This is a genomic window from Actinoplanes octamycinicus (genome assembly GCF_014205225.1).
Lineage (GTDB): Bacteria > Actinomycetota > Actinomycetes > Mycobacteriales > Micromonosporaceae > Actinoplanes > Actinoplanes octamycinicus.
On record NZ_JACHNB010000001.1, the window covers coordinates 8,375,536 to 8,400,216 of the forward strand.

The 24,681-nt window shown below is 72.2% G+C and carries 20 protein-coding genes; 11 read left to right on the plus strand and 9 right to left on the minus strand.

Going from position 1 to position 24,681, the window contains the following annotated elements; all coding sequences use genetic code 11:
- Positions 1-50: 50 nt before the first annotated feature.
- From BJY16_RS38000 to BJY16_RS38010, 3 genes are all read left to right on the plus strand, one after another.
- Complete coding sequence (locus BJY16_RS38000) at positions 51-1,070, plus strand: pectinesterase family protein (RefSeq protein WP_185044371.1); 1,020 nt, start codon at positions 51-53, stop codon at positions 1,068-1,070.
- 81 nt (positions 1,071-1,151) lie between these two features.
- The gene (locus tag BJY16_RS38005) at positions 1,152-1,766 is read left to right on the plus strand and encodes a hypothetical protein (protein WP_185044372.1); all 615 of its coding nucleotides are present in this window, start codon (positions 1,152-1,154) and stop codon (positions 1,764-1,766) included.
- Positions 1,767-1,826: 60 nt separating this feature from the next.
- Complete coding sequence (locus tag BJY16_RS38010; RefSeq protein WP_185044373.1) at positions 1,827-2,858, plus strand: PDDEXK family nuclease; 1,032 nt, start codon at positions 1,827-1,829, stop codon at positions 2,856-2,858.
- A 1-nt stretch (position 2,859) separates the two neighbouring features.
- Here the strand turns inward: BJY16_RS38010 and BJY16_RS38015 are convergent, their stop codons facing one another.
- From BJY16_RS38015 to BJY16_RS38025, 3 genes are all read right to left on the minus strand, one after another.
- Positions 2,860-4,242 carry a serine/threonine-protein kinase gene (locus BJY16_RS38015; RefSeq protein WP_185044374.1) on the minus strand — a complete coding sequence of 461 codons (1,383 nt, stop codon included), beginning with the start codon at positions 4,240-4,242 and terminating at the stop codon, positions 2,860-2,862.
- 401 nt (positions 4,243-4,643) lie between these two features.
- On the minus strand, positions 4,644-6,032 hold the full coding sequence (gad, locus tag BJY16_RS38020) for a glutamate decarboxylase (protein ID WP_185044375.1): 1,389 nt from the start codon (positions 6,030-6,032) through the stop codon (positions 4,644-4,646).
- Between the two features lie 7 nt (positions 6,033-6,039).
- On the minus strand, positions 6,040-7,122 hold the full coding sequence (locus tag BJY16_RS38025) for a S1C family serine protease (RefSeq protein WP_185044376.1): 1,083 nt from the start codon (positions 7,120-7,122) through the stop codon (positions 6,040-6,042).
- An 87-nt stretch (positions 7,123-7,209) separates the two neighbouring features.
- Here BJY16_RS38025 and BJY16_RS38030 point away from each other — a divergent pair, with 87 nt between their 5' ends.
- Together BJY16_RS38030 and BJY16_RS38035 are read left to right on the plus strand one after the other, a co-directional pair.
- Complete coding sequence (locus BJY16_RS38030; RefSeq protein ID WP_185044377.1) at positions 7,210-8,772, plus strand: MFS transporter; 1,563 nt, start codon at positions 7,210-7,212, stop codon at positions 8,770-8,772.
- Positions 8,772-10,349 (plus strand): GMC oxidoreductase, encoded by a 1,578-nt coding sequence (locus BJY16_RS38035; protein ID WP_185044378.1) that lies wholly within the window; start codon positions 8,772-8,774, stop codon positions 10,347-10,349. Before BJY16_RS38030 ends, BJY16_RS38035 begins: the two co-directional genes overlap by 1 nt.
- Here the strand turns inward: BJY16_RS38035 and BJY16_RS38040 are convergent.
- Positions 10,287-11,351: a cytochrome d ubiquinol oxidase subunit II gene (locus BJY16_RS38040; protein ID WP_185044379.1), complete on the minus strand. Its 1,065-nt coding sequence runs from the start codon at positions 11,349-11,351 to the stop codon at positions 10,287-10,289. The two genes, BJY16_RS38035 and BJY16_RS38040, sit on opposite strands and share 63 nt — an antisense overlap.
- Positions 11,348-12,733 carry a cytochrome ubiquinol oxidase subunit I gene (locus tag BJY16_RS38045; RefSeq protein ID WP_239176961.1) on the minus strand — a complete coding sequence of 462 codons (1,386 nt, stop codon included), beginning with the start codon at positions 12,731-12,733 and terminating at the stop codon, positions 11,348-11,350. Before BJY16_RS38045 ends, BJY16_RS38040 begins: the two co-directional genes overlap by 4 nt.
- 154 nt (positions 12,734-12,887) lie before the next feature.
- Between BJY16_RS38045 and BJY16_RS38050 the strand changes: the two genes are divergently transcribed.
- Together BJY16_RS38050 and zwf are read left to right on the plus strand one after the other, a co-directional pair.
- Positions 12,888-14,198: an NAD(P)/FAD-dependent oxidoreductase gene (locus BJY16_RS38050; RefSeq protein WP_185044381.1), complete on the plus strand. Its 1,311-nt coding sequence runs from the start codon at positions 12,888-12,890 to the stop codon at positions 14,196-14,198.
- Positions 14,173-15,573: a glucose-6-phosphate dehydrogenase gene (gene zwf / locus BJY16_RS38055; protein ID WP_185044382.1), complete on the plus strand. Its 1,401-nt coding sequence runs from the start codon at positions 14,173-14,175 to the stop codon at positions 15,571-15,573. Before BJY16_RS38050 ends, zwf begins: the two co-directional genes overlap by 26 nt.
- A gap of 55 nt (positions 15,574-15,628) precedes the next feature.
- Here zwf and BJY16_RS38060 read toward each other — a convergent pair whose 3' ends face one another.
- Positions 15,629-17,017: an aminotransferase-like domain-containing protein gene (locus BJY16_RS38060; RefSeq protein ID WP_185044383.1), complete on the minus strand. Its 1,389-nt coding sequence runs from the start codon at positions 17,015-17,017 to the stop codon at positions 15,629-15,631.
- On the opposite strand from BJY16_RS38060, the gene BJY16_RS38065 reads away from it, so the two are divergent.
- Entirely contained in the window at positions 17,016-17,984 is a 969-nt protein-coding gene (locus BJY16_RS38065) for a DMT family transporter (RefSeq protein ID WP_185044384.1), read from the plus strand. The genes BJY16_RS38060 and BJY16_RS38065 overlap by 2 nt on opposite strands.
- Here BJY16_RS38065 and BJY16_RS47940 read toward each other — a convergent pair.
- Positions 17,897-19,342 (minus strand): D-alanyl-D-alanine carboxypeptidase family protein, encoded by a 1,446-nt coding sequence (locus tag BJY16_RS47940; RefSeq protein WP_239176960.1) that lies wholly within the window; start codon positions 19,340-19,342, stop codon positions 17,897-17,899. The genes BJY16_RS38065 and BJY16_RS47940 overlap by 88 nt on opposite strands.
- 980 nt (positions 19,343-20,322) lie before the next feature.
- Between BJY16_RS47940 and BJY16_RS38075 the strand changes: the two genes are divergently transcribed.
- Together BJY16_RS38075 and BJY16_RS38080 are read left to right on the plus strand one after the other, a co-directional pair.
- Positions 20,323-20,790, plus strand: a complete 468-nt coding sequence (locus BJY16_RS38075) for a hypothetical protein (RefSeq protein ID WP_185044385.1) — start codon at positions 20,323-20,325, stop codon at positions 20,788-20,790.
- Between the two features lie 253 nt (positions 20,791-21,043).
- A complete protein-coding gene (locus tag BJY16_RS38080) occupies positions 21,044-22,396 on the plus strand; it encodes an FAD/NAD(P)-binding protein (protein WP_185044386.1) in 1,353 nt (450 codons plus the stop codon).
- Here BJY16_RS38080 and BJY16_RS48780 read toward each other — a convergent pair.
- Together BJY16_RS48780 and BJY16_RS38090 are read right to left on the minus strand one after the other, a co-directional pair.
- Positions 22,387-23,151 carry an SMI1/KNR4 family protein gene (locus BJY16_RS48780; RefSeq protein ID WP_239176950.1) on the minus strand — a complete coding sequence of 255 codons (765 nt, stop codon included), beginning with the start codon at positions 23,149-23,151 and terminating at the stop codon, positions 22,387-22,389. The two genes, BJY16_RS38080 and BJY16_RS48780, sit on opposite strands and share 10 nt — an antisense overlap.
- The gene (locus BJY16_RS38090) at positions 23,085-24,104 is read right to left on the minus strand and encodes a helix-turn-helix transcriptional regulator (protein ID WP_185044387.1); all 1,020 of its coding nucleotides are present in this window, start codon (positions 24,102-24,104) and stop codon (positions 23,085-23,087) included. The genes BJY16_RS48780 and BJY16_RS38090 overlap by 67 nt, the downstream gene beginning before the upstream one ends.
- A 91-nt stretch (positions 24,105-24,195) precedes the next feature.
- Between BJY16_RS38090 and BJY16_RS38095 the strand changes: the two genes are divergently transcribed.
- The gene (locus BJY16_RS38095) at positions 24,196-24,597 is read left to right on the plus strand and encodes a RidA family protein (RefSeq protein ID WP_203758887.1); all 402 of its coding nucleotides are present in this window, start codon (positions 24,196-24,198) and stop codon (positions 24,595-24,597) included.
- Positions 24,598-24,681 lie beyond the last annotated feature (84 nt).

Genomic DNA, 24,681 nt, shown 5'->3' on the forward strand with positions numbered 1-24,681 from the left:
GCCCGCCGACACACCTGGGGACAGACCCCGTCCCCGGAAGGATTTCCCCGATGCCGCTGTCCCTCACCCGCCGCGGGCGCACCGTCGCCGGCGCCGCCTCGGTCGCCGCCGCTGCCGCCCTGGCCGGCACCATGCTGACCGGAACCGGTCAAGCCGCCACCGCCCTGACCGTCGCCGCCGACGGCACCGGCGACTACACCACCATCCAGGCCGCGGTCGCCGCCGCCTCGACCGGCACGGTGATCACCATCAAGGCCGGCACGTACCAGGGCCAGGTGAAGATCCCGGCCGGCAAATCCGGCATCACCCTGCAGGGCGCCACCGGCAACTCCGCGGACGTGATCATCACCGGGAACACGCCGGCCTCGACCGCCGGGACGGCCGGCAGCGCCACCGTCCACAACCTCGCCCCGAACAGCACGATCAAAGGCCTGACGATGCAGAACACGTACGGCAAGGGCAGCCAGGCACTGGCCTTGTACGCGGCCGGCGACCGGCAGGTCTACCGCAACGTGCAGATGAAGGGATACCAGGACACCTTCCTGTCCTGGGGCGGCACCGGCAGCGCCCAGGTCCGCCAGTACGTCTACAAGTCCTACATCTCCGGCGCGGTGGACTTCATCTACGGCAACGGCGCGGTGGTCGTCGACAGCACCACGATCGAGTCGGTGAACATCGGCTCCACGTCGAACAACGGCTACATCACGGCGGCCGCCACGGACGACAGCAACGCCTACGGCATCCTGATCACCCGGTCCACGCTGAAAAGCTCGGCCGCCGCCCAGACGGTGGCACTCGGCCGCTGCTGGCACGCCGGCAACGCGGCGGACGCCATCGGCCAGGTGGTGATCCGGGACTCGACGCTCGGCGGCCACGTCCGGCAGGCCGGCGCCTGGCAGGACATGAGCGGCTTCTCCTGGAAGACGTGCCGCTTCAAGGAGTACAACAACACCGGCGCGGGCGTCACCAACGGCACGCCGGACCGGCCGCAGCTGACCGCCGCCGCGGCGGCGAACTACACGGCGCAGAAATACCTGGCCGGCGCCGACGGCTGGAACCCGATTCCGTAGGCGCGGCGATCCGCGGCGTCCGGCACGGCGCGGGAGCGGGTCGGGTATCGTCCTCGCTCACTGTCGAGGAACGGGGTGCCGGTGAACGGAATACGGTGGACGTGCGTCGCGGGACTGCTCGTCCTGGCGACCGCCGGGTGTTCCGCGGATTCGCACGCCGCCGCCGCGCCGCCCTCGCCCGCTCCGGCGCACACCTGGCAGCGGATCACCCCCAGCTGCCCGGCGATGCAGTCCCCGCCGTACGGCATCGACAGCACCGGCAAGCGCGCCGAGGACGCGGTGGCCCTCGGCGAGCAGCAGGTCATCGACCAGGTCGCGCCCGGCGCGACGTTCGAGCACGCTGTCTGCCGGTACTCGGATCCCGGCTTCAACTCGCCCGGCATCAACACCGACGTGAAGATCTTCACCGGCGACGCGGGCATCGCGCAGGCGACCGCGCTCTTCGACCGGGAGGAGACGGCGGCGAAGCGACTCGGCGTCGACTACGCCGACGTGCCGGCCCTCGGCGACGACGCCTTCGCCTGGTACTTCGAGCCGGAGCTGTACCTCGCGGCCCGATCAGGCAACGCGTACGTGGTGGTCCGCACGACGCCGGGCCCGGAGGCCACCGCCACCTTCGACAAGCTGCAGCCCCTCCGCCAGCAGATCCCCGCCCTCACCCCGGTCATGACCGACGCCCTCAACGCCCTCCGCTGACCTCCGCCCCGGGCACGTCAACCCCCGTTCCCCGCGCTGCGGATCCGCTACGGTGCAGGTGTGCCGACGATCTATCAGGTCCGCGGATACGTCCTGGAGGAAGCGCTCGCCTGGTTGCTCCGCAACAGCGGCTATCAGCTGATCGTCACGGCGTCACCGAACAGCGGCCTGGCCTCCAACGGCGCCGGCCTGACCGTCCGGGGACGCGGCGCCGACCATCAGGCCGACGTGCTGGGCGATTTCGCGTTCACCCCGCCGTTCTCCCTTCCGATCCGGATGTTCGTCGAGGCCAAGTACTACGGCCGGGCTCGTCCGGTCGGCCTCAACCTGGTTCGCAACGCCTGGGCGACGGTCGCCGACATCAACGAGTTCCCCGTGGCCGGCGGCCCGCACGGCCGATACCGGTACGTCTACGCCTTGTTCTCGCGGTCCGGTTTCACCGACGACGCCCAGCAGTTCGCGCTGGCACACCAGATCAGCCTGGTCGATCTGTCGCTGCCGATGTTCGCCGCCCTCCGGCGTGCCGTCCGGGAGGCCGCGGACAGCGTGCTTCCGCATGTCGGCGGGGCGGGCGGGACAGCCACGATGCGAGCGGCCTTCCGGTCCGTTCTCGGGACCGCGTCCCCACCGCCGGACCTCGCCGGCTCGCCCACCGTGCCGGCTCTGCACGACGCCGCGACCGCCATGAAGGCGCGGCTGGAAGCCTACAACGGGGGCGAGTTCCTGCTCGCGTTCCCGCCCGCGCCGTTCATCCTCACGCTGACCGGCACCACGCCGGCCAGTGTCGAGCAGTTCACCGGGTACGCGGAACGGCATCCCGAACACGATGTCCACCTGCGACGCGACGGCGCGCCCTCCTCAGGGTCGGGGCAGGCCAGCCGGTGGCTGCTCTCGCCCGCCGCGGCGCCGGCCGCCTACACGCTCACCTTCAGCCTGCCCGAGCACGTGGAGGGGTGGATCACCGACGAGACGGACGGTCGCGCGAACACCCGGTGGCTCAAGCGCACCCTGCTGTCGGCGATCATCATCTACCGCTGGGTCGGCGAGGTGCCGAAGGTGTACCAGCTCCGGTACACGCCCCAGCGACGCTGACTCAGCCTTGGCGGACAGAGCCCGTCGACGTGCCGGTCCTCGGCTGGGCGAGGCAGTGCAGCAGCCAGACGCCGTCGGTTTCGATGGGCCACACCTCGATGCGCCACGTCTTCATCGCCTTCGGTTTGCGGCTGTGCTGGGCGATCGTCGTCGCGGAGCAGGCCTTGGCGACGTCGGGCCGTTTGAGCAGCGGGGCAGCGTCGCTGAGTTTCGGCGGTCCGTCGGGCAGCGGCGTCGCCAGGAACGTCTCCCAATAGTGGGTGCCCGGGCAGAACGCCGACACCGGCGGGACCGCTTCGGCGCCGTTGCGGGTCAGGCCGTTCCAGCACATCGGGGTGGCCGGGCAGAGCACGGCGCCGCACTGCTTGAAGCCGGATGGGACGCCGCTCGGGGTGCTCGCGCTGACCTTCGGGGCGGCGGCGGCCGGGGCCTTCGCGCCGTCCGGGCGGAACGCGATCCCGGCGGCGACACCGGCCACCACCAGCACGGCCAGGGCAGCGGCCAGCAGCTTCGTCCGGTTCGCGGCGGCGGGCCGGGGCGCCGGGGTGGCCTCGGCGCCGAGCGGGATCCGGCGGGCCGCGTCGGCCAGGGCCAGCGCTGACGGCCAGCGTTTCTCCGGGTCGGCCGCGAGGGCCCGCCCGACCAGGGCGAGCACCGGGGCGGGCACGTTCACGCCGATCGTTTTCGGACTCTGCTGGATGCGCTGCAGGGCGACCGCGTAGGGGTTGTCACCGACGAACGGCCGCTCCCCCGCCAGGCACTCGTAGGCGACCAGCCCGAGCGCGTAGACGTCGCTGCGCCGGTCGACCGGCTGCCCGAGCACCTGCTCCGGCGACAGGTAGCTGGGTGTGCCGAGGATCGCCCCGGACGCGGTGACCCGGCTGGCGTCCTCGTGCCGGGCGATGCCGAAGTCGGTGATCACCACGCTGCCGTCCCGGCGCAGCAGCATGTTCGCCGGTTTGATGTCGCGGTGCAGGATGCCCTGGTCGTGCACGGCCTGCAGCCCCTCGGCGGCCTGCGCGACGATCCGCATGGTCTCGGCCGGGTCGAGCCGCCCGTCGCGCTGCAGCCGCTGCGCCAGCGACTCGCCGTCGACGAACTCCATCACCAGGTAGGTGAGCCCGTCGGCGCGGGTGAAGTCGTGGATCGACGCGACCGCGGGGTGGTTGACCCGGGCCATCGCGGTCGCCTCGGCGGCGAACCGGCGCACGAAGTCCGGGTCGCCGGCCGCCGACGGCAGCATCGTCTTGACCGCGACGGTGCGCCCCAGGGACTCGTCGACGGCCCGCCAGACCTCGCCCATCCCGCCGGCGCCGAGCCGGTCCTCCAGGCGGTACCGGCCGCCCAGCCGCATCCCGGCCCGCAGGCCCATGTCTGAGTGCACGCGCGCAGCTTAGAGGGCGAACGATCGATACCTGAAGAGCGACCGCCGAAAACCCGGATTCAAGATCAACTTCCGGATATCCGCAGGTCCGCCCAGGTGCGGATCGCATGCTCCCACGCGGGCCGAGGACGGCGATCCGGCGCCGGTGACGAGGCGTTTTGCCGCGGAGCGAAGCGGAGCCAGTCAGCTCAGCGTCCAGAACGATCGCCGCCCTCCGCACTGTCCGCGGGTGGTCACCGACACCCCGGCCCGCCGCCGGCCCGCCGCACGGTCACGGTGCCGGCTGGGTCTCATGGGTGTCTCAAGGTCCTTGAGACACCCATGAGACCCAGCCGGCGAGCCGCAACGCGCGTCACGAGCCGTTGCGGGTTGCGGTGTCGCGCGCTGTCCGGCGCGGTTGCTCAGTGGTGGAAGCTGGCGGCGGTGGCGCCGTCGTGCTGCGGGGCGTGCTGTTTCTCCAAGCGGGGCAGCTGACGTTTCAGGTCGTCGATGAGCATGTCGGCGAGGTCGTGGGTGAAGCCGCGCCGGACCACCACGCGCAGCGCGGACAGGTCTTCCCGGTTCTTCGGGAAGCGGTAGGCCGGCACCTGCCAGCCGCGCTCGCGCAGCGCCCCGGAGACGTCGAAGACGGTGAAGTTGTCGATCCGCGGGTCGAGTTGCAGCGCCAGCACCGGCAACTGGTCACCGCGGGTGAGCAGCTGGAACGGACCCAGCTCGGCGATCCGGTCGGCGAGCCGGGTGGCCACCTCGCGGGAGTACGACTGGACCCGGCGGTACCCGGCGTGCCCGAGGCGCAGGAAGTTGTAGTACTGCGCGACCACCTGCGCGCCGGGCCGGGAGAAGTTCAGCGCGAACGTCGGCATGTCGTCGCCGAGATAGTTCACCCAGAAGATCAGCTCCTCGGGCAGCGCCGCCGGGTCGCGCCACACCACCCAGCCGACGCCCGGGTAGACCAGGCCGTACTTGTGCCCGGACGCGTTGATCGAGGCGACCCGTGGCAGCCGGAAGTCCCAGACCAGCTCCGGGTCGACGAACGGCGCCACGAACGCCCCGGACGCCCCGTCCACGTGCACCGGCACGTCGATCCCGGTCCGCTGCTGGTAGTCGTCGAGCGCCCGGCAGATCTCCTCGACCGGCTCGTACGATCCGTCGAAGGTGGAGCCGAGAACCGCCACCACCCCGATGGTGTTCTCGTCGCAGTACCGGACCGCCTCCTCGGCGGACAGGTGCAGCCGGTCCCCCTCCATCGGCACCAGCCGCATCTCCACGTCCCAGTACGCCGCGAACTTCTCCCAGCACACCTGGACGTTGATCCCCATCACGAGGTTCGGCCGGTCGGCCGGCGCCCCGGCGGCCCGGCGCCGTTTCTGCCAGCGGCGTTTGAGCGCCAGGCCGGCCAGCATCGCGGCCTCGCTGGAGCCGGTCGTCGAGCACCCGGTGGCCTGGGTCGCGTCCGGCGCGTTCCACAGCTTGCTCAGGATGCTGACGCAGCGCATCTCCAGTTCCGCGGTCTGCGGGTACTCGTCCTTGTCGATCATGTTCTTGTCGGCGCACTCGGCCATCAGCCGGTCCGCCTGCGGCTCCATCCAGGTGGTGACGAAGGTCGCCACATTGAGCCGGGCGTTCCCGTCCAGCATCAGCTCGTCGTGGATGATCTGGTACGCCGCCTCCGGCGGGAGCTCGTCGTCCGGGATCGCGTGCCGAGGGATGACCAGTCCCTCGATGCCGAACCGGGGGTCCAGCGACATCTCGTCGCGCCCGGACCGCTGGTTGCTCGGATGCTTCAGCATGTCAGCCTCACTTCTCCGCGCCGAGGGTCAGCTTGGTGCTCGCCTTCTGGCCGTTGCGGGTGTAGTCGACCGTGATGGTGTCGCCCGGGTTCTTGGTCAGCGTCACCGCGGCCAGGTCGGTGGTGCTGGTGACCGGGTTGCCGTCGATCGAGGTGATGATGTCGCCGGCTTGCAGGCCGGCCTTGGCGGCCGGTCCGCCGGGCACCACCGAGCGCAGGTAGACGCCGCCGCTCGGCACGGTCACCACGCTGACCCCGAAGTAGGCGTGGGTCACCGTCCCGGTCTCGATGATCTCGTCAGAGATGGACTTCGCCAGGTCGACCGGGATGGCGAACCCGAGCCCGATGTCGCCCGAACTGCCCCCGCCCGACTCGGACGCCGGGATGGTGGCGCCGGCCGACGGCACCCCGATCAGCTCGGCCGCGCAGTTGACCAGCGCGCCGCCGCTGTTGCCCGGGTTGATCGCCGCGTCGGTCTGCACGGCGGAGACGAGCAGCGCCATCTCGCCGTTGTCGCCGGGCACCTGGATGGTGCGGTCCAGCGCGCTGACGATGCCCGAGGTGACCGTGCCGGACAGGCCCAGCGGCGCGCCGAGCGCGACGACCGGCTGGCCCACCTCGACGTCCGCCGACTTGCCGAACGGGATGACCGGCAGGTCGTTCTGCCCGTCCACCTTGATCACCGCGAGGTCCGCCTTGGGGTCCCGGCCGGTGATCGTGGCCGGCACCGTGCGGCCGTCGTTGAACAGCACGGTGACCTTGCCGCCGTTGGCGGCCAGCGAGATCACGTGGTTGTTCGTGAGGATGTAGCCGTCCTTGCGGATCACCTCGCCGGATCCGGTGCCGCCGGCGTCGCCGTTGCTGGCGCTGATCGTGACCACCGAGGGCAGGGCCTTCTCGGACACCTGGGTGGCGTCGCAGACGCCGGCCCCCACCTGCTGCTGGACGGCGGCCGGGGTCTTCTCGTCCCGGTCGGTGGTGCCGGCGATGGCCGCGCCGATCACTCCGCCCAGCACGGCTGCCGCTGCCATGCTGACCCAGAGCTGCCAGCCCCCGCCCCGTCTGGTGTGCTCGCTCGTGCTGTCCGTCATCCGTCCAGCAAAGGACACGGCCGGTGCCGGAGACATCACCCTCAACGAAGGATGTGCGGCCGCCTCCGGCCCGCGAAGTTGGACCTCATGGCAGTAGAGGCAGTGAAGACCGAGGCACCCGCCCGTTCCGGCCTGGTGCTCACCGCACTGATCGTGGTGGCCGCGGTCGCCAACCTGAACCTGTCGGTGGCGAACGTCGCCCTGCCGTCGATCGGCCGGGCGTTCGACTCGTCGCAGACCACCTTGGACCTGATCGCGGTCGGCTACTCGCTCGGCCTGGCCGCCTCGGTGCTCTACCTGGGCGCGCTGGGCGACCGGTACGGGCGCAAGCTGATGCTGCTGCTCGGCATGGGGCTGTCGATCCCGGCGTGCCTGCTGGCCGCCTACGCGCCGTCGGACGGCGTGCTGTTCGGCGCCCGGGTGCTCGGCGGGATCTCGGCCGGCCTCGCCTATCCGACCACGCTGGCGCTGATCACCGCGCTGTGGTCGGGTGCCGGGCGTACCAGAAGCATCGCCTTGTGGTCGGCGATCGGCGGCGGCGTCGCCGCGCTCGGTCCGCTCGTCGCCGGCGCGCTGCTGCAGAACTTCTGGTGGGGCTCGGTCTTCCTGATCACGCTGCCACTCGCCGTGCTCGCCCTGCTGCTGGCGTTCTTCCTGGTGCCCGGCGGGGTGAACGAGACCACCGAGCCGGTCGACAACCTCGGCGGCCTGCTCTCCATCGTGCTGGTCGGCTCGCTCATCCTGTCGATCAACTTCGCGCCGGTGCCGAACAAGGGCACGCTCACCCTGGTCCTGGCCGGGATCGCCGTGGTCGCCCTGGTCGTCTTCGTCCTGCGCCAGCGGGTCGCCCGGAACCCGCTCTACGACCTGCGCGTGGCCGGTCGGCGGATCTTCTGGGTGGCGGCCTGCGCCGGGGTGATCGTCTTCGGTTCGCTGATGGGCTCGGCCTTCGTCAGCCAGCAGTACCTGCAGAACGTGCTCGGCTACTCGACCTTCGAGGCGGGCGCCGCGTTCCTGCCCGCGGTGATCCTGATGGTCCTGGTCGCGCCGCAGTCGGCCAAACTGGTGGAGACCCGCGGCGCGCGATTCACCCTGCTCGTCGGATACGCCTTCCTGCTGCTCGCCTTCGGCTGGATGCTGCTGTTCTGGACCGACGGCAGCGCGTACTGGCAGATCGGTCTGGCCTACGCCTTCATCGGGGTCGGTGTGGGCTTCGCCGGGACGCCGGCCTCGCACTCGCTCACCAGCTCGGTGCCGGTGCGCCGGGCCGGGATGGCCTCCGGCACCGCCGACCTGCAGCGCGACCTGGGCGGCGCGATCCTCCAGTCGGTCTTCGGCGCGCTCCTGACGGCCGGTTACGCCTCGGCGGTGACGGCGGCGGTCAACACGCAGGACCCGGGCGCCTCGGACAGCGTCCGGAACATGCTGACCAAGTCGTTCTCCAGCGCCACCGACGCCGCCCAGCAGTACCCGCAGTACGCCGGCCAGATCACCGCCGCCGCCAAGCAGTCCTTCCTGGACGGGGCGGACTGGGCGTACACGGCCGGCATCATCGCCATCGCGTCCGGCGTCGTCCTCGTCTTCTTCCTGTTCCCGCGCCGAGACCGGGAACAGCAGCTCCTCAACGGCTACCACACGGAGGACTCCTGATGGCCGACCAGCAGCATGCCGACGTGATCGTGATCGGAACCGGCGCCGGGGGCGGCACCCTGGCACACAAGCTCGCCGGGACCGGTAAACAGGTCCTGATCCTGGAACGCGGCGACTACCTGCCCCGGGAACGGGACAACTGGGAATCGACCGCCGTCTTCGTCAAGGGGAAGTACCGCGCGCCGGAGTTCTGGCTCGACGCGCACGGCGACGAGTTCCCGCCCGAAGTGAACTACTACGTCGGCGGGAACACCAAGTTCTACGGCGCGGCGCTGTTCCGGCTCCGGCCGGAGGACTTCGGCGAGCTGCGGCACCACGGCGGGATCTCGCCGGCCTGGCCGATCACCTACGCCGACCTGGAGCCGTACTACAGCGAGGCCGAGCACCTGTACGGCGTGCACGGCCGGCACGGCGAGGACCCGACCGAGGGCGCCGCGAGCCGGCAGTACCCGTACCCGCCGGTCCAGCACGAGCCACGCATCCAGGAGCTCAGCGACAACCTGGAGAAGCTCGGCCGGCACCCGTTCCACCTGCCGATCGGGGTGAACCTGACGCAGGACGCGATCGGCCGGGCCACCCACGACAGCGTCTGCATCCGCTGCGACCGGGTGGACGGCTTCCCGTGCCTGGTCGGGGCGAAGTCCGACTCGCACGTGCGATGCGTGGAGCCGGCGCTGCGGCACGACAACGTCCGGATGGTGACGAACGCGTACGTGCAACGGCTGAAGACCGACCCGGGCGGCCGCACCGTCACCGCGGTGATCGCGAAGATCGGCGAGGAGACGGTACGGTTCACCGCCGGCATCGTGGTGGTCGCCTGCGGCGCGGTGAACTCGGCCGCGCTGCTGCTGCGCTCGGCGAACGACAAGCACCCGCGCGGGCTGGCCAACGGCTCCGACGTGGTCGGCCGGCACTACATGCGGCACAACAACCTGGCGCTGATGGCGGTCTCCCGCGAGCCCAACCCGACCCGCTTCCAGAAGACCCTGGCGGTGCACGACTGGTACCTCGCGTCGGACGACTGGGAGTTCCCGATGGGCGGCATCCAGATGCTCGGCAAGTCGGACGCCGAGCAGATCCGGGCGAACGCGCCGCGGATGGCCGGCAAGCTCTCCCCGGAGATGCCGTTCGAGGTGCTCGCGCACCACGCGGTCGACTTCTGGCTGTGCGGCGAGGACCTGCCGCTGCCGGACAACCGGGTGACCCTGGAGGCGGACGGGCAGATCCGGCTGACCCTCGACGAGAAGAACAACACCGAGGGCGTCACCCGGCTGCGGCACCAGCTGCAGAGCATGCTCGGCGACCTCGGGATGCACCCGCACCGGCTCCTCGACCACAGCATCTACCTGCACAAGGGGATGCCGATCGGGGCGACCGCGCACCAGGCCGGGACGGTGCGGTTCGGCACCGACCCGGCGTCCTCGGCGCTGGACGAGAACTGCCGGGCGCACGAGGTGGACAACCTCTACGTCGCGGACACCAGCTTCTTCCCGAGCATCGGCGCGGTGAACCCGTCACTGACCGCGATGGCCAACGCCCTGCGGGTCGGGGACCACATCGCCGAGCGACTCGGCTGACTCCTCCCCCAGTTCCCCGCGCTGGTCCAGCCGGAAGAGCAGGATCAGCGCGGGGATCACCAGCACCAGCGCCGCCACGAACCAGATCAGCAGCCACCGCAGGGTGACCGCCGAGGCGGCGCCCTCGCTGACGGTCAGCGTGAACGGCAGCAGATACGGATACTGCGCCACCGCCCAGGCCCACACCAGCGCGGCGATCCCGGCCGCGGCGACCAGCCGCATCAGCCACACCCGGATGCCGGTGGCCAGCAGGAACGACCCGGCCAGCGCGAGCACGCTGAGGACCAGCAGGGGCCAGCCGCGGCTGAGCAGCCGATCGGCCATCTGCGGGTTGTCGACCCGCAGCGCGATCAGGGCGGCGACGCCGGCCAGGACGCCGGCGCCACCGGCGACCAGCGCCCGGGGGCGGAAGTAGCCCAGCAGGTCCGGCATCGCCTGACGGCGCGCCTCGGCCAGCAGGTAGACCGCCGACACGTACGCCCCGACGGCGACCGTCAGCAGCCCGATCAGCAGGGCCGCCGGGTTGAGCCAGCTGGTCACCTCGTTGCCGGCCGCGTTCCCGGCCGGCACCCGGCCGGTCACCACCGCGCCCAGCGCGGTGCCCAGCCAGAACGGCGTGAGGAACGACCCGACCCCGAACACCCAGCCGGCGACGTGCCGGACCCGGGCCCGGGTCGCATCCTTGCTCATCGCGAAGCCGGCCGCGCGCAGCACGATCCCGAGCAGCCCGAGGGCGAGCGGCACGAAGAGCGTGGACATGATCGCCGCGAACGCGTCGCCGAACGCCGTCCAGCACAACACCAGCAGGTAGATCAGCCAGACGTGGTTGGCCTCCCAGACCGGGGTGATCGCGTTGTCGATCAGCGACCGGGGCCGCCGCCCGCGCTCGCTCCCGCCGGCCGTGAGGTCCCAGATCCCGGCGCCGTGATCGGCCAGCCCGGTACACGCGTAGAGCGTGACGGCCAGCACCATGACCGCCGCGACCGCCGTGGCCGCGCTCATTTCAGCACCTCCGGGCGCGGGCCGTAGACGGCGTCCTCGTCGTCGGTGCGGTCGCTGGCCCGCCATCGCCGCGACATCGCCCGCAACACCGCGACCGTGCCGACCGCGAGGACCAGATAGAGCAGCAGCACCACGGTGAAGCTCACCCACAGGCCGGTCGCGTTCGCGTCGGTGACGGCGTCCTCGGTCCGCAGGATGTTGTAGACGACCCAGGGCTGCCGGCCGACCTCGGTGACGATCCAGCCGCACTCGACGGCGATGTAGGTGAGCACCCCGGAACTCGCCGCGAACCACAGGAACAACCGGTTGCCCGGCACGTCCCGCTTGCGCCAGTAGGCGATCCCGAACCAGAGCGCCAGCAGGATCAGCACGGTGCCGATGCCCGCCATCGTGTCGAACGCCCAGTGCACGATGGTGACGTTCGACGGCTTGGCGTCCGGGAACTGGTCGAGCCCCGGCACGTAGGTGTCCACGCTGTTCCCGGCGAGCAGGGAGTCCAGCCCCGGGATCGAGATACCGCCCTTGACCGTGTTGGTGGCGCTGTCGTAGATGCCGTAGAGGACTTCCGGCTGGTGGGTGCCGGAGTTCGTGACCACCTCCATGGCGGCGAACTTCGCCGGCTGGTCCTGGAAGATCGCCACCGCGATCAGGTCGCCGACCACGAACTGGATCGGGGTGAGCACGGCCCCGATGGTGAGCGGGATCAGGATGCCGAGCCGGTGGTACCGGTCCCGCCGGCCACGCAGCCACCCGACCACGTAGATCGAGGCGAGCGTGAACGCCGCCGCCATGTACGCGGCGAGCACGAAGTGCAGCAGCTCGTACCAGAGCGCGTCGTTGAAGATCGCCGCGATCGGGTCGACGTCGGTGATCTCGCCGGTCGGGCTGATCGTGAAACCGGCCGGCTGGTTCATCCACGCGTTCGCCGAGATGATCGAGAAGGCGCCGACCAGCGCGACGAACGGGATCGGCACGCCCAGCCAGAAGTGCGTCCAGGGACGCAGCCGCCGCCACCCGAAGATGTAGATGGCGACCAGGATGGCCTCCAGGAAGAACCCCAGGCCCTCGATCGCGAACGGCAGCCCGAACACCTCGCCGAACCGCCCGGTGAGCCCCGGCCAGAGCAGGCCCATCTCGAACGAGAGCACGGTGCCGGAGGCCGCGCCCACGGCGAACAACAGGCCGGCCGCGTGCGACCAGCGACGGGCCAGCCGGAGCGCCACCGAGTCGTTGCGCCGCAGACCCTTGTAGTTGGCGATCAGCATCATGGCCGGGAGCGCGACCCCGAATGGCACGAAGATGATGTGGAACATCAACGTGAACGCCATCTGCTCGCGCGCGGGAAGCAACTGGGCGGGCACTGCCAGCACGGTCGGATTCACCCTTTCCACACTGGCCAGCGGTCCCCGGCCGGGCCATCCTCCACAACGGATGAAATGGCGGAGGCGAGCGGCTGACTTCATCCGATCCGGAGGAAGCCGCCGCCGGCGATGTCACCGACGATGAGCCGTGGAATCCCTGCGGAAGGAGCCACGGATGGCACGGGTTCTCATCGTCGGCGCCGGGTTCGCCGGTGTGGCCTGCGCGCGACGTCTGGCGGACGAGCCACGCGCCGAGGTCACGATCATCGACCGCAACGGCTACCACCAGTTCCAGCCGCTGCTCTACCAGATCGCCACCGCCGAGCTGGCGCCGCAGGACATCCGGTTCGACCTGGACGAGATGTTCGCCCGGCACGCCAACGTCGAGACCCGCACCGGCGACGTGGTGGCGATCGACCCGGAACGGTCCACGGTGACCCTGGCCGACGACACCACGGTCGAGGCCGACGTGATCGTGCTCGGGGCCGGCGCGCAGCCGAACTTCTTCCACACCCCCGGCGCCGAGCAGTTCACCCTGCCGCTCTACAGCCTGGCCGACGCCGAACGGGTCCGCGGCCGGCTGCTGGAGCTGTTCCGCGACGTCGCCGCGAAACCCGAGCTGGCCGAGGAGGGCGCGCTCACCTTCGTGGTGGTCGGCGGCGGGCCGACCGGCGTGGAGACGGCCGGGGCGCTCGCCGAGATCGTCCACGACGTGATGCCGCACGTCTACCCGCACCTGGCCATCGCCGGCGCCCGGGTGATCCTGGTCGACCTCGGGCACACCGTGCTCACCGCGTTCTCCGACGAGGCGCACGGCTACGCGGTGCAGCAGCTGCGACGGCGCGGGGTGGAACTGCGGCTCGGCGTCTCGGTCAAGGCGGTGACCGCGGACCGGGTCACGCTCAGCGACGGCACCGTACTGAAAACCCAGCTCGTGGTCTGGGGTGGCGGCCAGATGGCGGCACCGCTGGCGTCCCGGTCCGGGCTGCCGCAGGGGCGCGGCGGGCGGATCGACGTGGAGCCGGATCTGAGCGTGGCCGGCTTCCCGCAGGTCTACGCGCTCGGCGACGTGGCCAACATCCCGAACGGTGACGGCACCGCGCTGCCGCAGCTGGGCAGCGTCGCCCAGCAGGCCGGCGACTGGGCGGCCGGCAACATCATCGCGGACATCGAAGGCACCGGCCGGCAGCCGTTCCACTACCGGGACAAAGGGATCATGGCGATGATCGGCCGCAAGGCCGCGGTCGCCGAGATCGGGCCGCACCGCCACGAGCTCAAGGGCCGGTTCGCGTTCGCCGCCTGGCTCGGCGTGCACGCCCAGCTGCTGGCCAACGCGGGCGCCGAGATGCGCGCCTTCGCCTCCTGGCTCGACGACTTCTATCTGCGGCCGGCACACCGCTCGGCCGAGCTGCTCGACCCCGCCACGATCGACGAACCGCGCATCAGCAGGAGGGGACACCATGGCACCGACAACCGGGCCCGCTGACGTTCTGGTCATCTTCGGCATCACCGGCGACCTCGCCAAGGTGATGACCTTCCGCTCGCTGTACCGGCTGGAACTGCGCCGGCTGCTCGACTGCCCGATCATCGGTGTCGCGGTCGACACCTGGACCCAGGACGACCTGGTGGCGCACGCCCGGGCCGCGATCGAGGGCACCGGCGAGAAGATCGAGGAGGAGGCGTTCGAGCGGCTGACCGGCCGGATGAGCTACGTGCACGGCGACTTCGGTGACGCGGCCGTCTACCAGCGGGTCGCCACCGCCATCGGCAGCGCCCGGACACCGGTCTTCTACCTGGAGATCCCGCCGTTCCTGTTCGGCCGGGTCACCCGCGGCCTGGCCGAGGCGGATCTGGTACGCGGCGGGCGGATCGTGGTGGAGAAGCCGTTCGGGCACGACACCGAGTCCGCGGTCGCGCTGGCCGCCGAGATCCACCAGCACGTCGACGAGTCGCAGCTGTACCGGATCGACCACTTCCTCGGCAAGATGGGCCTGGAGGAGCTGATCTACTTCCGGTTCGCCAACTCGCTGCTCGAACCGGTGTGGAACCGCAACTACGTGGAGTCCGTCGAGATCACCATGGCGGAGAGCTTCGGCGTCGAGGACCGCGGGCACTTCTACGACCCGGTCGGCGCGGTCCGCGACGTGGTGGTCAACCACCTGATGCAGGTGGTCGCGGCGGGCGCGATGGAGTCCCCGGCCGGACAGAACCCGGACAGCCTGAAGAACAGCCAGCTGGCGCTCTGGCGGGCGGTGGCCGCGGCAGATCCGGCGCACTACGTCCGCGGGCAGTACCAGGGCTATCGCGAGATCCCCGGGGTGGCGGCGGACTCGGCGACCGAGACGTACGCGGCGATCCGGCTGGAGATCGACAACTGGCGCTGGTCGGGGGTGCCGTTCTTCATCCGGACCGGCAAGCGGATGCCGGTCACCCAGACCGAGTTCCGGCTGGTCTTCAAGCGGCCGCCCAAGCTCGGCCTGCGGACCCCGAGCGGCTTCCACCGGCCGGAACCGGACGAGCTGGTGGTCAAACTGGACCCGTCCACCGGGCTGCGGCTGCGGTTGCAGGCACACCGCTCGGACGCGCCCGGGCCGGAGCCGGTCACCCTGGACATGGAGTTCGCCCAGGAGGGCGGCGAGGGGCCGACGCCGTACGAGGTGCTGCTGCACGCGGCCCTGCTCGGCAACAGCACCCGCTTCCAGCGTCAGGACGGCGTCGAGGAGACCTGGCGGATCATGCAGCCGCTGATCGACAACCCGCCGCCGGTGGAGACCTACGCCCCCGGCACCTGGGGGCCGCCCGGCGCCGACCGGCTGGTCGCCGAGCACGGCGGCTGGCACGGCCCGTGGATCGCCGGCTGATCAGCGCACCGCCGGGGGCCGCCGGCCGATCAGCGCATCACCCCGCCCCTGCTGATCAGCGCACGACCCGGGCCAGCCGGCGCACCGCCTCGTCCATCAGGTCGGGCGGGGCGGCGGCATAGGTCAGCCGCAGGTGCGCGGCCGGCGGCTCGGCGGCGAACCAGGGCCGGCCCGGGAAGACGATGACGCCCTCGGCGGCGGCCGCGGCGGCCAGGACGGTGTCGTCGGCGCCGTCCGGCAGCCGGACCCAGAGGTGCAGGCCGCCGCGCGGGATCACCGGCGGCACCAGCCCGGGCAGGTGCCGGTGCAGGGCGGTGAGCAGCGCATCCCGGCGGTGCCGCAGGTCGCGGCGCAGGCCACGCAGGTGCCGGCCCCAGGCCGGGCCGGTGACGAACTCCAGCGCGGCCTGCTGCAGCGGACCGGCCACGAAGAAGTCGTCGAGCAGCCGGGCGGCCCGCAGCCGGGCGCCGGCCGGGCCGCGCGCGCCGATCGCGGCGATCCGCAGGCCGGGCGCCGCCGACTTGGTCAGCGACCGCAGGTAGACGACGTGGCCGGCCGGGTCGTCGGCGGCCAGCGGCGGCGGGGCCTCACCGTCGATCACCAGGTCGCGGGCGTAGTCGTCCTCGATCAGGAAGGCGCCGTTGGCCTGGACCGTGGCCAGCACCGCGGCCCGCCGGTGCCCGGCCAGCGTGGCACCGGTCGGGTTGGCGTGCAGCGGCTGGCAGTAGAACATCCGGGCCCCGGTCCGGGCGAACGCCGCGGCCAGCTGGTCGGGCAGCACCCCGTCCCGGTCGGCCGGCACCGGCACCACGTGCAGCCCGCTGGCCCGGGCGGCGGCGAGCGCGCCCAGGTAGGTCGGCGACTCGACGAGCAGGGTGTCGCCGGGCGCGGCGAGCGCGCGCAGCGCGGACGACAGGGCGGCCTGCCCGCCCGGGCAGATCACCAGGTCACCGGCCCGCAACCGGCCACCGGCCTGCCGGGCGAACCACTCCCGCAGGTCCGTCCGGCCCTCCGCCGGGCCGCGCTGCCAGGCGGCCGGCTGCCGGGCCACCCGGGCCAGCGCGGCGCCGAGCGCGGCGGCCGGCTGCAGCTCGGCGTCCAGGTAGCCACCGGAGAGCGGGATGGCGCCGTCCGGCGGCAACGCCAGCAACGCCTGCATCTCGCTCTCGCCGAACCGGCGCGGGCCGAGCGCGACCGTCTGCCAGGACAGGTCCGGCGCCCGCGCCGGCTCCGGCCGGGCGGCCACGAACGTGCCCCGGCCGGGCCGCGCCTCGACCAGCCCCTGCGCCACCAGGAAGCGGATCGCCTCGCTGACGGTGACCGGGGAGGCCTGGTGCGCCACGGTCAGCTCGCGGATCGAGGGCAGCCGGGTGCCGGGCACCGACCCGGACGCGCGAGCACGGAGATCTTGGATAACGCGCTGGGCTGCGTTACCGTCATTCATGAGAGAACAGAGTAGCGCTACTGCCCGCAGCACGGTAACGGCGGGCCTCGCCCTCGGGGCGCTGGGCGTGCTGGCGTTCAGCCTGACCCTGCCGATGACCCGGGTGGCGGTGCGCGATCTCGACCCGTGGTTCGTGGCGTCCGGCCGGGCGGTCGGCGCGGCCGCCCTCGCCCTGATCTACCTGGCCGTGACCCGCGCGCCACGTCCCTCCCGGACTCAGTGGGTTCGGCTCGCGGTGGTCGCGCTCGGCGTGGTCGTCGGCTTCCCGCTGTTCACCTCACTGGCGCTGACCAGCCAGACGTCCTCACACGGCGCGGTCGTGGTCACCGTGCTGCCGGCGATGACCGCGGTCCTCGCGGCGCTCCGCGCACACGAGCGGCCGCCGCTGCCGTTCTGGCTGGCCAGCGGCGGTGGCCTGGTCGCCGTGCTGGGCTTCCTGGTGACCACCGGGACGGTGCGCGGCGGGCTGGGCCTGGCCGACCTCTACCTGCTGGCCGCGGTGGTGCTGTGCGCGCTGGGCTACGCCGAGGGTGGGGTGCTGGCCCGGGACCTCGGCGGGGCCCGGACGATCTGCTGGGCGCTGGTGCTCGCGCTGCCGGTCACCCTGCCGGTCGCGATGCTGGCCGGCCCGTCGGCGGCCACCGGGACCAGCTGGGCGGCGTTCGGCTACCTGACCGGGGTGTCCATGTTCCTCGGCTTCTTCGCCTGGTACACCGGGCTGGCCAAGGGCGGGATCGCCCGGGTCGGGCAGATCCAGCTCGCCCAGCCGGTGCTGACCCTGCTCTGGTCGGCGCTGCTGCTGGACGAGCCGGTGACCGCCGCGTCACTCGGCGCGGCGGTCGTGGTGCTGGGCTGCGTGGTGCTGACCCAGCGGACCCGTCACGACCGGCGGGTGAGCTTCCACCACAGCGAGGGCTCGCTGGTGGCGGCGTCGGCACGGAGCGGGACGCGTACCCCGGCCGCCTGAACCTCGCCCACCTGCTGCCCGGCGGTGACCAGCGAACCCGGTGTCGCGGTGGTGGTCTTGACCGGGACCGCGAGGCCGGGCCAGCCGACCACCTTGAGCGGCGACGCCGGGGTCACCGTGACCGACGAGCCCCAGGCGGTCCGCACCGAACCGACCGGCTTCGCGGCCACCAGCGGGTACTCCTTGACCGTCCGGCCGACCGCGGTGAGCAGCTTGCGGACCACCTTGTTGACCGCGGCGAGCTGCTCCGGCGTGTTCGCTCCGGGCTGGTTGAAGACCGCGCCGACGATCACCAGGTCGCGGGAGCCGACCTTGAGCCGGGCGGCGAAGAGCAGGTTGCCGCCGGCCTGGTCGGTGGAGCCGGTCTTGATCCCGAAGACGCCGTTCTCGCCGAGCAGGTCGTTGTAGTTCTTGACGGTGCCCTCGACCGGGATCTCCGCGCTCGGCAGCTCGACGATCTCGGCGAACGCCTCGATCTTCAGCGCCGCCCGGGCCAGCTTCACCTGGTCCGCGGCGGTGCTGATCGTGGTGGGCAGGAAGCCGCTCGGGTCGGTGTATTCCGTTTCGGTCATACCCAGCTCGTCGGCGGCGTCGTTCATCTTCTCCAGGAAGCCGTCGACGGTGTCCGCGTCCCACTCGGCGAGCATGTGCGCGACGTTGTTGGCCGACGGCAGCATCAGTGCCTCGAGGGCGTCGCGCTCGGTCAGCTTCTCCCCCACCTCGATCCTGACCTGCGACTGCCCGGTCAGGGTGCGCTGGTTGTAGTCGGCGACGTCGGCCGCGTCGACGGTCATGCTCGGACCCTCGGCGTCCCCCTCCAGCGGATGGTTCTTGAGGATGACATAAGCGGTCATCACCTTGGCGACGCTGCCGATCGGCTCGGCGCCCTTGCCGCCCGAGCCACCGATCCGGCCCATCCCCTCGATCATCAGCTCGGCGGAGCCGGTACCCGGCCACGGAATCTTCGGGGCGCTGCCGGGGATCTTGATGGTGCTCGCGATCTCCGTGGTCAGCGTGGCGGTCGGCAGATCCCGGGTTAGCTGCACCGCGGCGCCCGCGCCGACCAGCGCGACCAGGAACAACACCACGACCAGGAGGAGCGCGACGCGGCGTTTGCCGGAGGCTTGCGGTTCGCCGCTCTTCTTCGGTACGTCCGGGGTGCTCTGATACGTCGACCCGGTCGGTGGCGCCGGACGGGCGGCGACCGGCGGCCCGGGCGGCGGGCCGACCGGCGTCGCGGCGACCGGCGGCGGCGCGACCCGTGGCGGCGCGACCGGTGGCGGGGCGGGCACCGAGGCGCGGCCCGGCTGCGGTGGGACGGGCGGCTGCTGGCTGGGGCGCGGTGGCTGCTCGGGCACGGGGAAGGGCACGGTTTGCGGGTGGCGTGCCGCTGCATCGTATGGCGGCGCCGGCTGCTGCGGTGCCGGAATCGACGCCCGGCCCGGCGCGGCCGGGGTCTGCGGTGCTGGCGCGGAGCCCCAGCCCGGCGCGGCCGGGGCCTGCGGTGCTGGCGCGGACCCCCAGCCCGGCGCGGCCGGGGCCTGCGGTGCTTCCGCGGACGCCCAGCCCGGCGCAGCCGGGGGTTGAGGTGCCGGGACCGACGCCCGGCCCGGAGTGGCCGGCGCTGCCGGAACCGACGCCCTCCCCGGTGCCTGCGGTGCCGCCACTGACGCCCGGCCCGGAGCCGCCGGCGGCGCTGGAACGGAAGCCCGCCCCGGTGTCGGCGGCTGCTGCGGCATGGCCGTCTCGGTCCGCGCCTCCGCCGGACTCACCTGCGGCGCGGCCGGCGGGGTGGGCTGCGGTGCAGCCTGCGACGCGGGCTGCGGTGCGGCTTGCGGCGCGGCCTGTGGGACCGGCTGCGGCGCCGAGGTGAACTGGACTGTGATGCCGGCCGGACGCGGGGATGGCACCCGCGCCGAGCCGGCTGCCGGGCGGTCGCCGCCCTCCGGCGGCACCGGCGTCTCCTGCCCGGCACCGTCGTCGTTCGGCTCTGCCGCCTGCGTCATCAGCCCGCTCCCCCTCCGGCCCCGGTCCGCCCGAGTGCCGGACCAAGTATTCCCGGCGCACTCAAATCGCCCAGCACCCCCACCCTGACCAGCCCATACCGCACGATTCTGGGTGGCACGGCCAGTTCCAGCATCTCGGAACCGGCGATCGAGGCAATCCCCCGGTCGCGTAGGTGACTCACCGGGTGAACGCAGCGGTGCTCAGCGCGACCCGGTCGGGCGTTCCGTAACTGGTGGCTGCCGTCGGATGGGCGACGTATCGCCTGGGTGCGGAGCCCCGTCTTGCCTCCGAGCGGCCGGACAGACCGACCGCCGAAGAGACGGGAGTGACCATGGATTGGCGCGAGTTCATCGACTTGGTCAGGCAGTGGGCCATCGCCAATGAGAAAAGGATTTCCACCAAGTGGCCGCAGAAGGGCGGCTGGGAAGAGTGGGCCAAGGGCGAGATCTTCAGCTACATCACTGACCAGCGACCCAGCACCGACATCCTGAGGGAGCAGCGGTGCTGGGCCACCAAGGACGCCGACTTCGTGCTCAACCGCTCGGCGGCCGACCCGAGCCACAAGGTCGTCGTCGAGTTCAAAGCCCAGTCGTACGAGAACTACACGAACTTCCTTCCGGGGCTCGTGAAGGACGTCCAGAAACTGACGAAGGGCCTGGTTCCCGCGTACGGCCAGGCGACGCTGGTGGTGGCGGGTCTGTACTTCACCGAGCACCGCACCGCCATCCCGGGCTACTTCACGACCGAGGCGCTGGGAAACGGCGAGATCGGCATCTGCTACGCCGTCGACGTCCAGTGATGCAACGCGGGCGCTGACAGAGCCGGGTGAGTGTCCGCTCGGCCGCCGGGCCTCCGCTGGAGGTTCGGTGGCCGAACACCGCCTGGACAGGTAAGAGCGACAGGCGGTTACCCGCGGACCGCACACGGGTGGGGATCCATTGATCAACGGTGCTGAACCTGGCGTCGGACACCCGGGCACCGGTCACCTTAACCTACAAAGCCGGTGGGGTTTGTGGTTTGATTGGCGGGCTGTCGAACTGCGGGAGAGCCACATGTCGAGCGTCGTCGAAGTCCTGAAGCCCGCCAGTCGGGACGCTGCCGCCGATCGCACGGTCGCGGTCATCGGCGGGGGCGCCAGCGGGGCGTTGCTCACCCGGGCGCTGATCCGTCGTACCGAAAAGAATGTGATCCTGATCGCGCCGGATCGCGAACCCGGTCGCGGGGTGGCCTATGGCGCGGCGCAGCCGTGGCACATCCTGAACGCGCGGGCCGGAGCGATGAGCATCTGCCCGGACGACCCGATGCACCTGGTCCGCTGGTGCCGCGAGCGGGGGGACGCGGTGGAGGGCACCGACTTCCTGCCACGGGCCCTCTACGGCGACTACCTGGCCGCGCAGTTCACCGACACCGTCGCGGTGTCCGCCGGGCGGCTGCGGCACCACGTGGCGACCGCGACCGGGCTCTACGCCGGCGACGACGGCTACGTGGTGCGCACCGACGCCGGATCGGTGCGGGCCGGCCAGGTCGTCCTCGCCGTGGGCAACCCGCGCGCGGCCCGGCTGCCCGGGATCAGCGACGCCGCCTACGCCAGCCCGCACCTGGTCACCGACCCGTGGGCGGGCTACCCGCCGCCGGCCGCCGACGAGCCGGTGCTGCTGCTCGGGACCGGGCTGACCGCGGTCGACGTCGCGCTCAGCCTGACCGAGGCCGGGCATCGCGGGCCGATCGAGGCGCTCTCCCGGCGCGGCCTGCCGCCCCTGGCGCACCCGGAGCTGCCGCCGTCCAGCGCCCACCCGGACCTGATCCTGAACAGCGACCTCACCCTGGGCCAGCTGCTGCGCCGGGTGCGGGCCGCGATCGCCGGCGGCGCCGACTGGGTGGCCGTGGTCGACACCCTGCGGCACCAGGCCGACCGGCTCTGGGCCGGCTTCTCGGACGGTGACCGGGAGCGCTTCCTGCGGCACGTGGTCCGGTTCTGGGACGTGCACCGGCACCGGATGGCGCCGCCGGTCGCGGCCCGGATCGCCGAGCTGCGGGACCGGGGCACGCTGCGGTTCTCGGCCGGGCGGCTGCGCTCGGTGGAGCCGGACCCGCGCGGCGGCCTGCTGGTCAGCGTCGACGGCCGCCCGGTCCGGCGCTACGCCGCGGTGATCTGCTGTACCGGGCCGGGCTCGCTGCCCGGCTCCGCCGACCCGTTCCTGAGCAGCCTGTTCCGCGACGGGCTGGTCCGCCCCGGCCCCTACGGCCTGGGCGTCGACACCGACCCGGACGGCCTGATCCGGCCAGGATTGTGGCTGGCCGGCCCGCTGCGCCGCGGCCATCTGTGGGAGGCGACCGCGGTCCCGGAGATCCGCGCCCAGGTGGACCGCCTGGTCTCCGCCCTGGCCCGGCAGTATCAGCGGTAGCTGTGCGGGCCGCCCAGCCAGCCGCTCAGGTGCCAGGACTGCAGGTCACCGGTGAGCAGCCCGGCCACGGTGGCGGTGAAGCCGGCCGGGAACGTCTGCCAGATCGGTCCCTCCTCGGTGAACACCACCGGCCAGGACTCCGGCGGCGTGCCCGGCTTCGCGAGCCAGGCCAACACGTCGCCGTTGGGCGTGCTGCCCCAGGCGATCAGCCGGTCGCCCGGCTCGAACCCGTCCGGCCGGTCGTCGTCATCGGCGGGGCGCAGGTACTCCTGCTCCGCCACCAGCTTGCCGGGCGGGCAGATCACCAGGTGGTCGTCGATCATGGCAGCGCCGTAGGTGCCGACGAACTCCTTGTAGTCGGCCGGCAGCGGGGTACCCAGCGCCTGCTCCACCGCATGCCAGTCCACGTCGTCCGGCACCGGCGCCGGATCGCCGAGAAGCGCGGCCAAGCAGGCGGCCCCGGGCTCCGGCAACGGCATCTCCGGGATCTCCCGCTCCCCGGTCAGGACCAGGTAGCGGTCCGGATTGAGCAGCTCAGCGCCGGTCCCGGTGACCACGGCGTGCTCGGCCGAGCGCGCCACGACGACCAGGTCGACGTCGTGCAGGATGCGGTCGCCGTCATTGCGGATCCGGTCGAACCGGTCCCCGGGCCGCGGCCAGTGCCGCGGATGATGTTCCGGCTCGCCGGTCAGCCGCCAGCCGTCGCCCTCGGGCTGGACGGAGTCGACCGCGAAACCGAGTCGTTGGATAGGCACGGCTCACTGTAAGGAATCCGGTAGCGCGCGGCGAGTTCGGCGGCGCGGTTGCCCAGGGCGGTGCGCAGCGACGGCGGGTCCAGGGCCTCCGCGCCCAGGCCCAGCTGCCACAGCGCCCACTCGGCGTGCCAGGAGTCCTGGAAGGTCACCTCCAGCCGCAGCCAGCCATCCGGCTCCGGCTCCTCGGCGCGGACCGCCACCGCGTGGGTCAGCAGCTCCTCGCGGCGGCCCGGATGCACCCGGACGTGCACGGTGAGATGGTCCTCGGACAGGAACCGGGCGCGCCGCTCCTGCCAGATCCGGTCCAGGTCGACCCGGTCCGGGCGCTGGGCCGGCTCGGGCAGCTCCTCGGCGGCCAGCACCCGGGACAGCCGGTACGTCCGGTCCGCGCCCGCCCGGCTGGCCAGCAGGTAACCCCGGTCCCGCACGGTGACCAGCCCGATCGGGTCGACCGTGCGCCACCGCGCGGTGTCCCCGGTGGCCGCGTAGTGGATCCGCAGCCGCCGCCCGGCCAGCACCGCGCCGCGCACCACGGCCATCGTCGCGGCCGGCACCTCCTCGGCGACCAGCCGGCGGGAGAGCAGGTCGGTCTCCGGCTCGACCAGCAGCCGGGCGGTGGCCCGGTGGCTGTCCGGCAGCGCGTCGGCCACCTTGCGCCGGGCCGAGGCGAGCGCCGGCCCGAGCCCGAGGCCGCGTCCCGATCCGGCGGTCAGCAGCGCCAGGGCCTCGTCGTGATTCAGCCCGGTCAGCTCGGTCCGGAAGCCGGGCAGCAGCGCGAACCCGCCGTGCCGGCCGCGCTCGGCGTAGACCGGGACGCCGGCCGCGGAGAGCGCCTCGATGTCGCGCAGCACCGTGCGGGTGGACACCTCCAACTCGCGGGCCAGGGTGTCCGCGGTCAACCGGCCGCGCTGGCGGAGCAGCAGGACCAGCGAGACCAGTCGATCGGCGCGCATCCGCCGAACCTACCGGAATACACGACACAGGATGTCGTGATTTCCCGGCAGGCTCCCCGGCAGGAATTCCGAGAAGGAAGTGGAGCGACACATGGCAGTGGAACGTACGGCGGTCAACCCGTGGACGTGGTCGGCGGAGCTGGGCTTCAACCAGGGTGAGCTGGTCTCCGGGCAGACCCGGACGCTGTACTGCTCCGGGCAGACCGCGATGGACGCCGACGGCAAGCCGCAGCACGACGGCGACCCGGCCGCCCAGCTGGCGCTGAGCCTGGACAACCTGGAGGCGGTGCTCGCCGCGGCCGGCATGACGCTGGCCAACCTGGTCCGGCTGAACGTCTACACCACCGACGTGGACGGGCTGTTCCCGCACTACGGGGTGCTGGCGGCCCGGCTGGGCGCGGCCGGGGTGGCGCCGCCGACCACCATGCTCGGGGTGACCCGGCTGGCGATCCCCGGCCAGCTGGTCGAGCTAGAGGGGACCGCGGTCGGCTAGTGCGGTGTCCACTAACGTTCGCCGGGATTCTTGTCGTACCCCTGTGCTGCAATCACCGGCATGCCGCGACGCCGGGATCCCGCA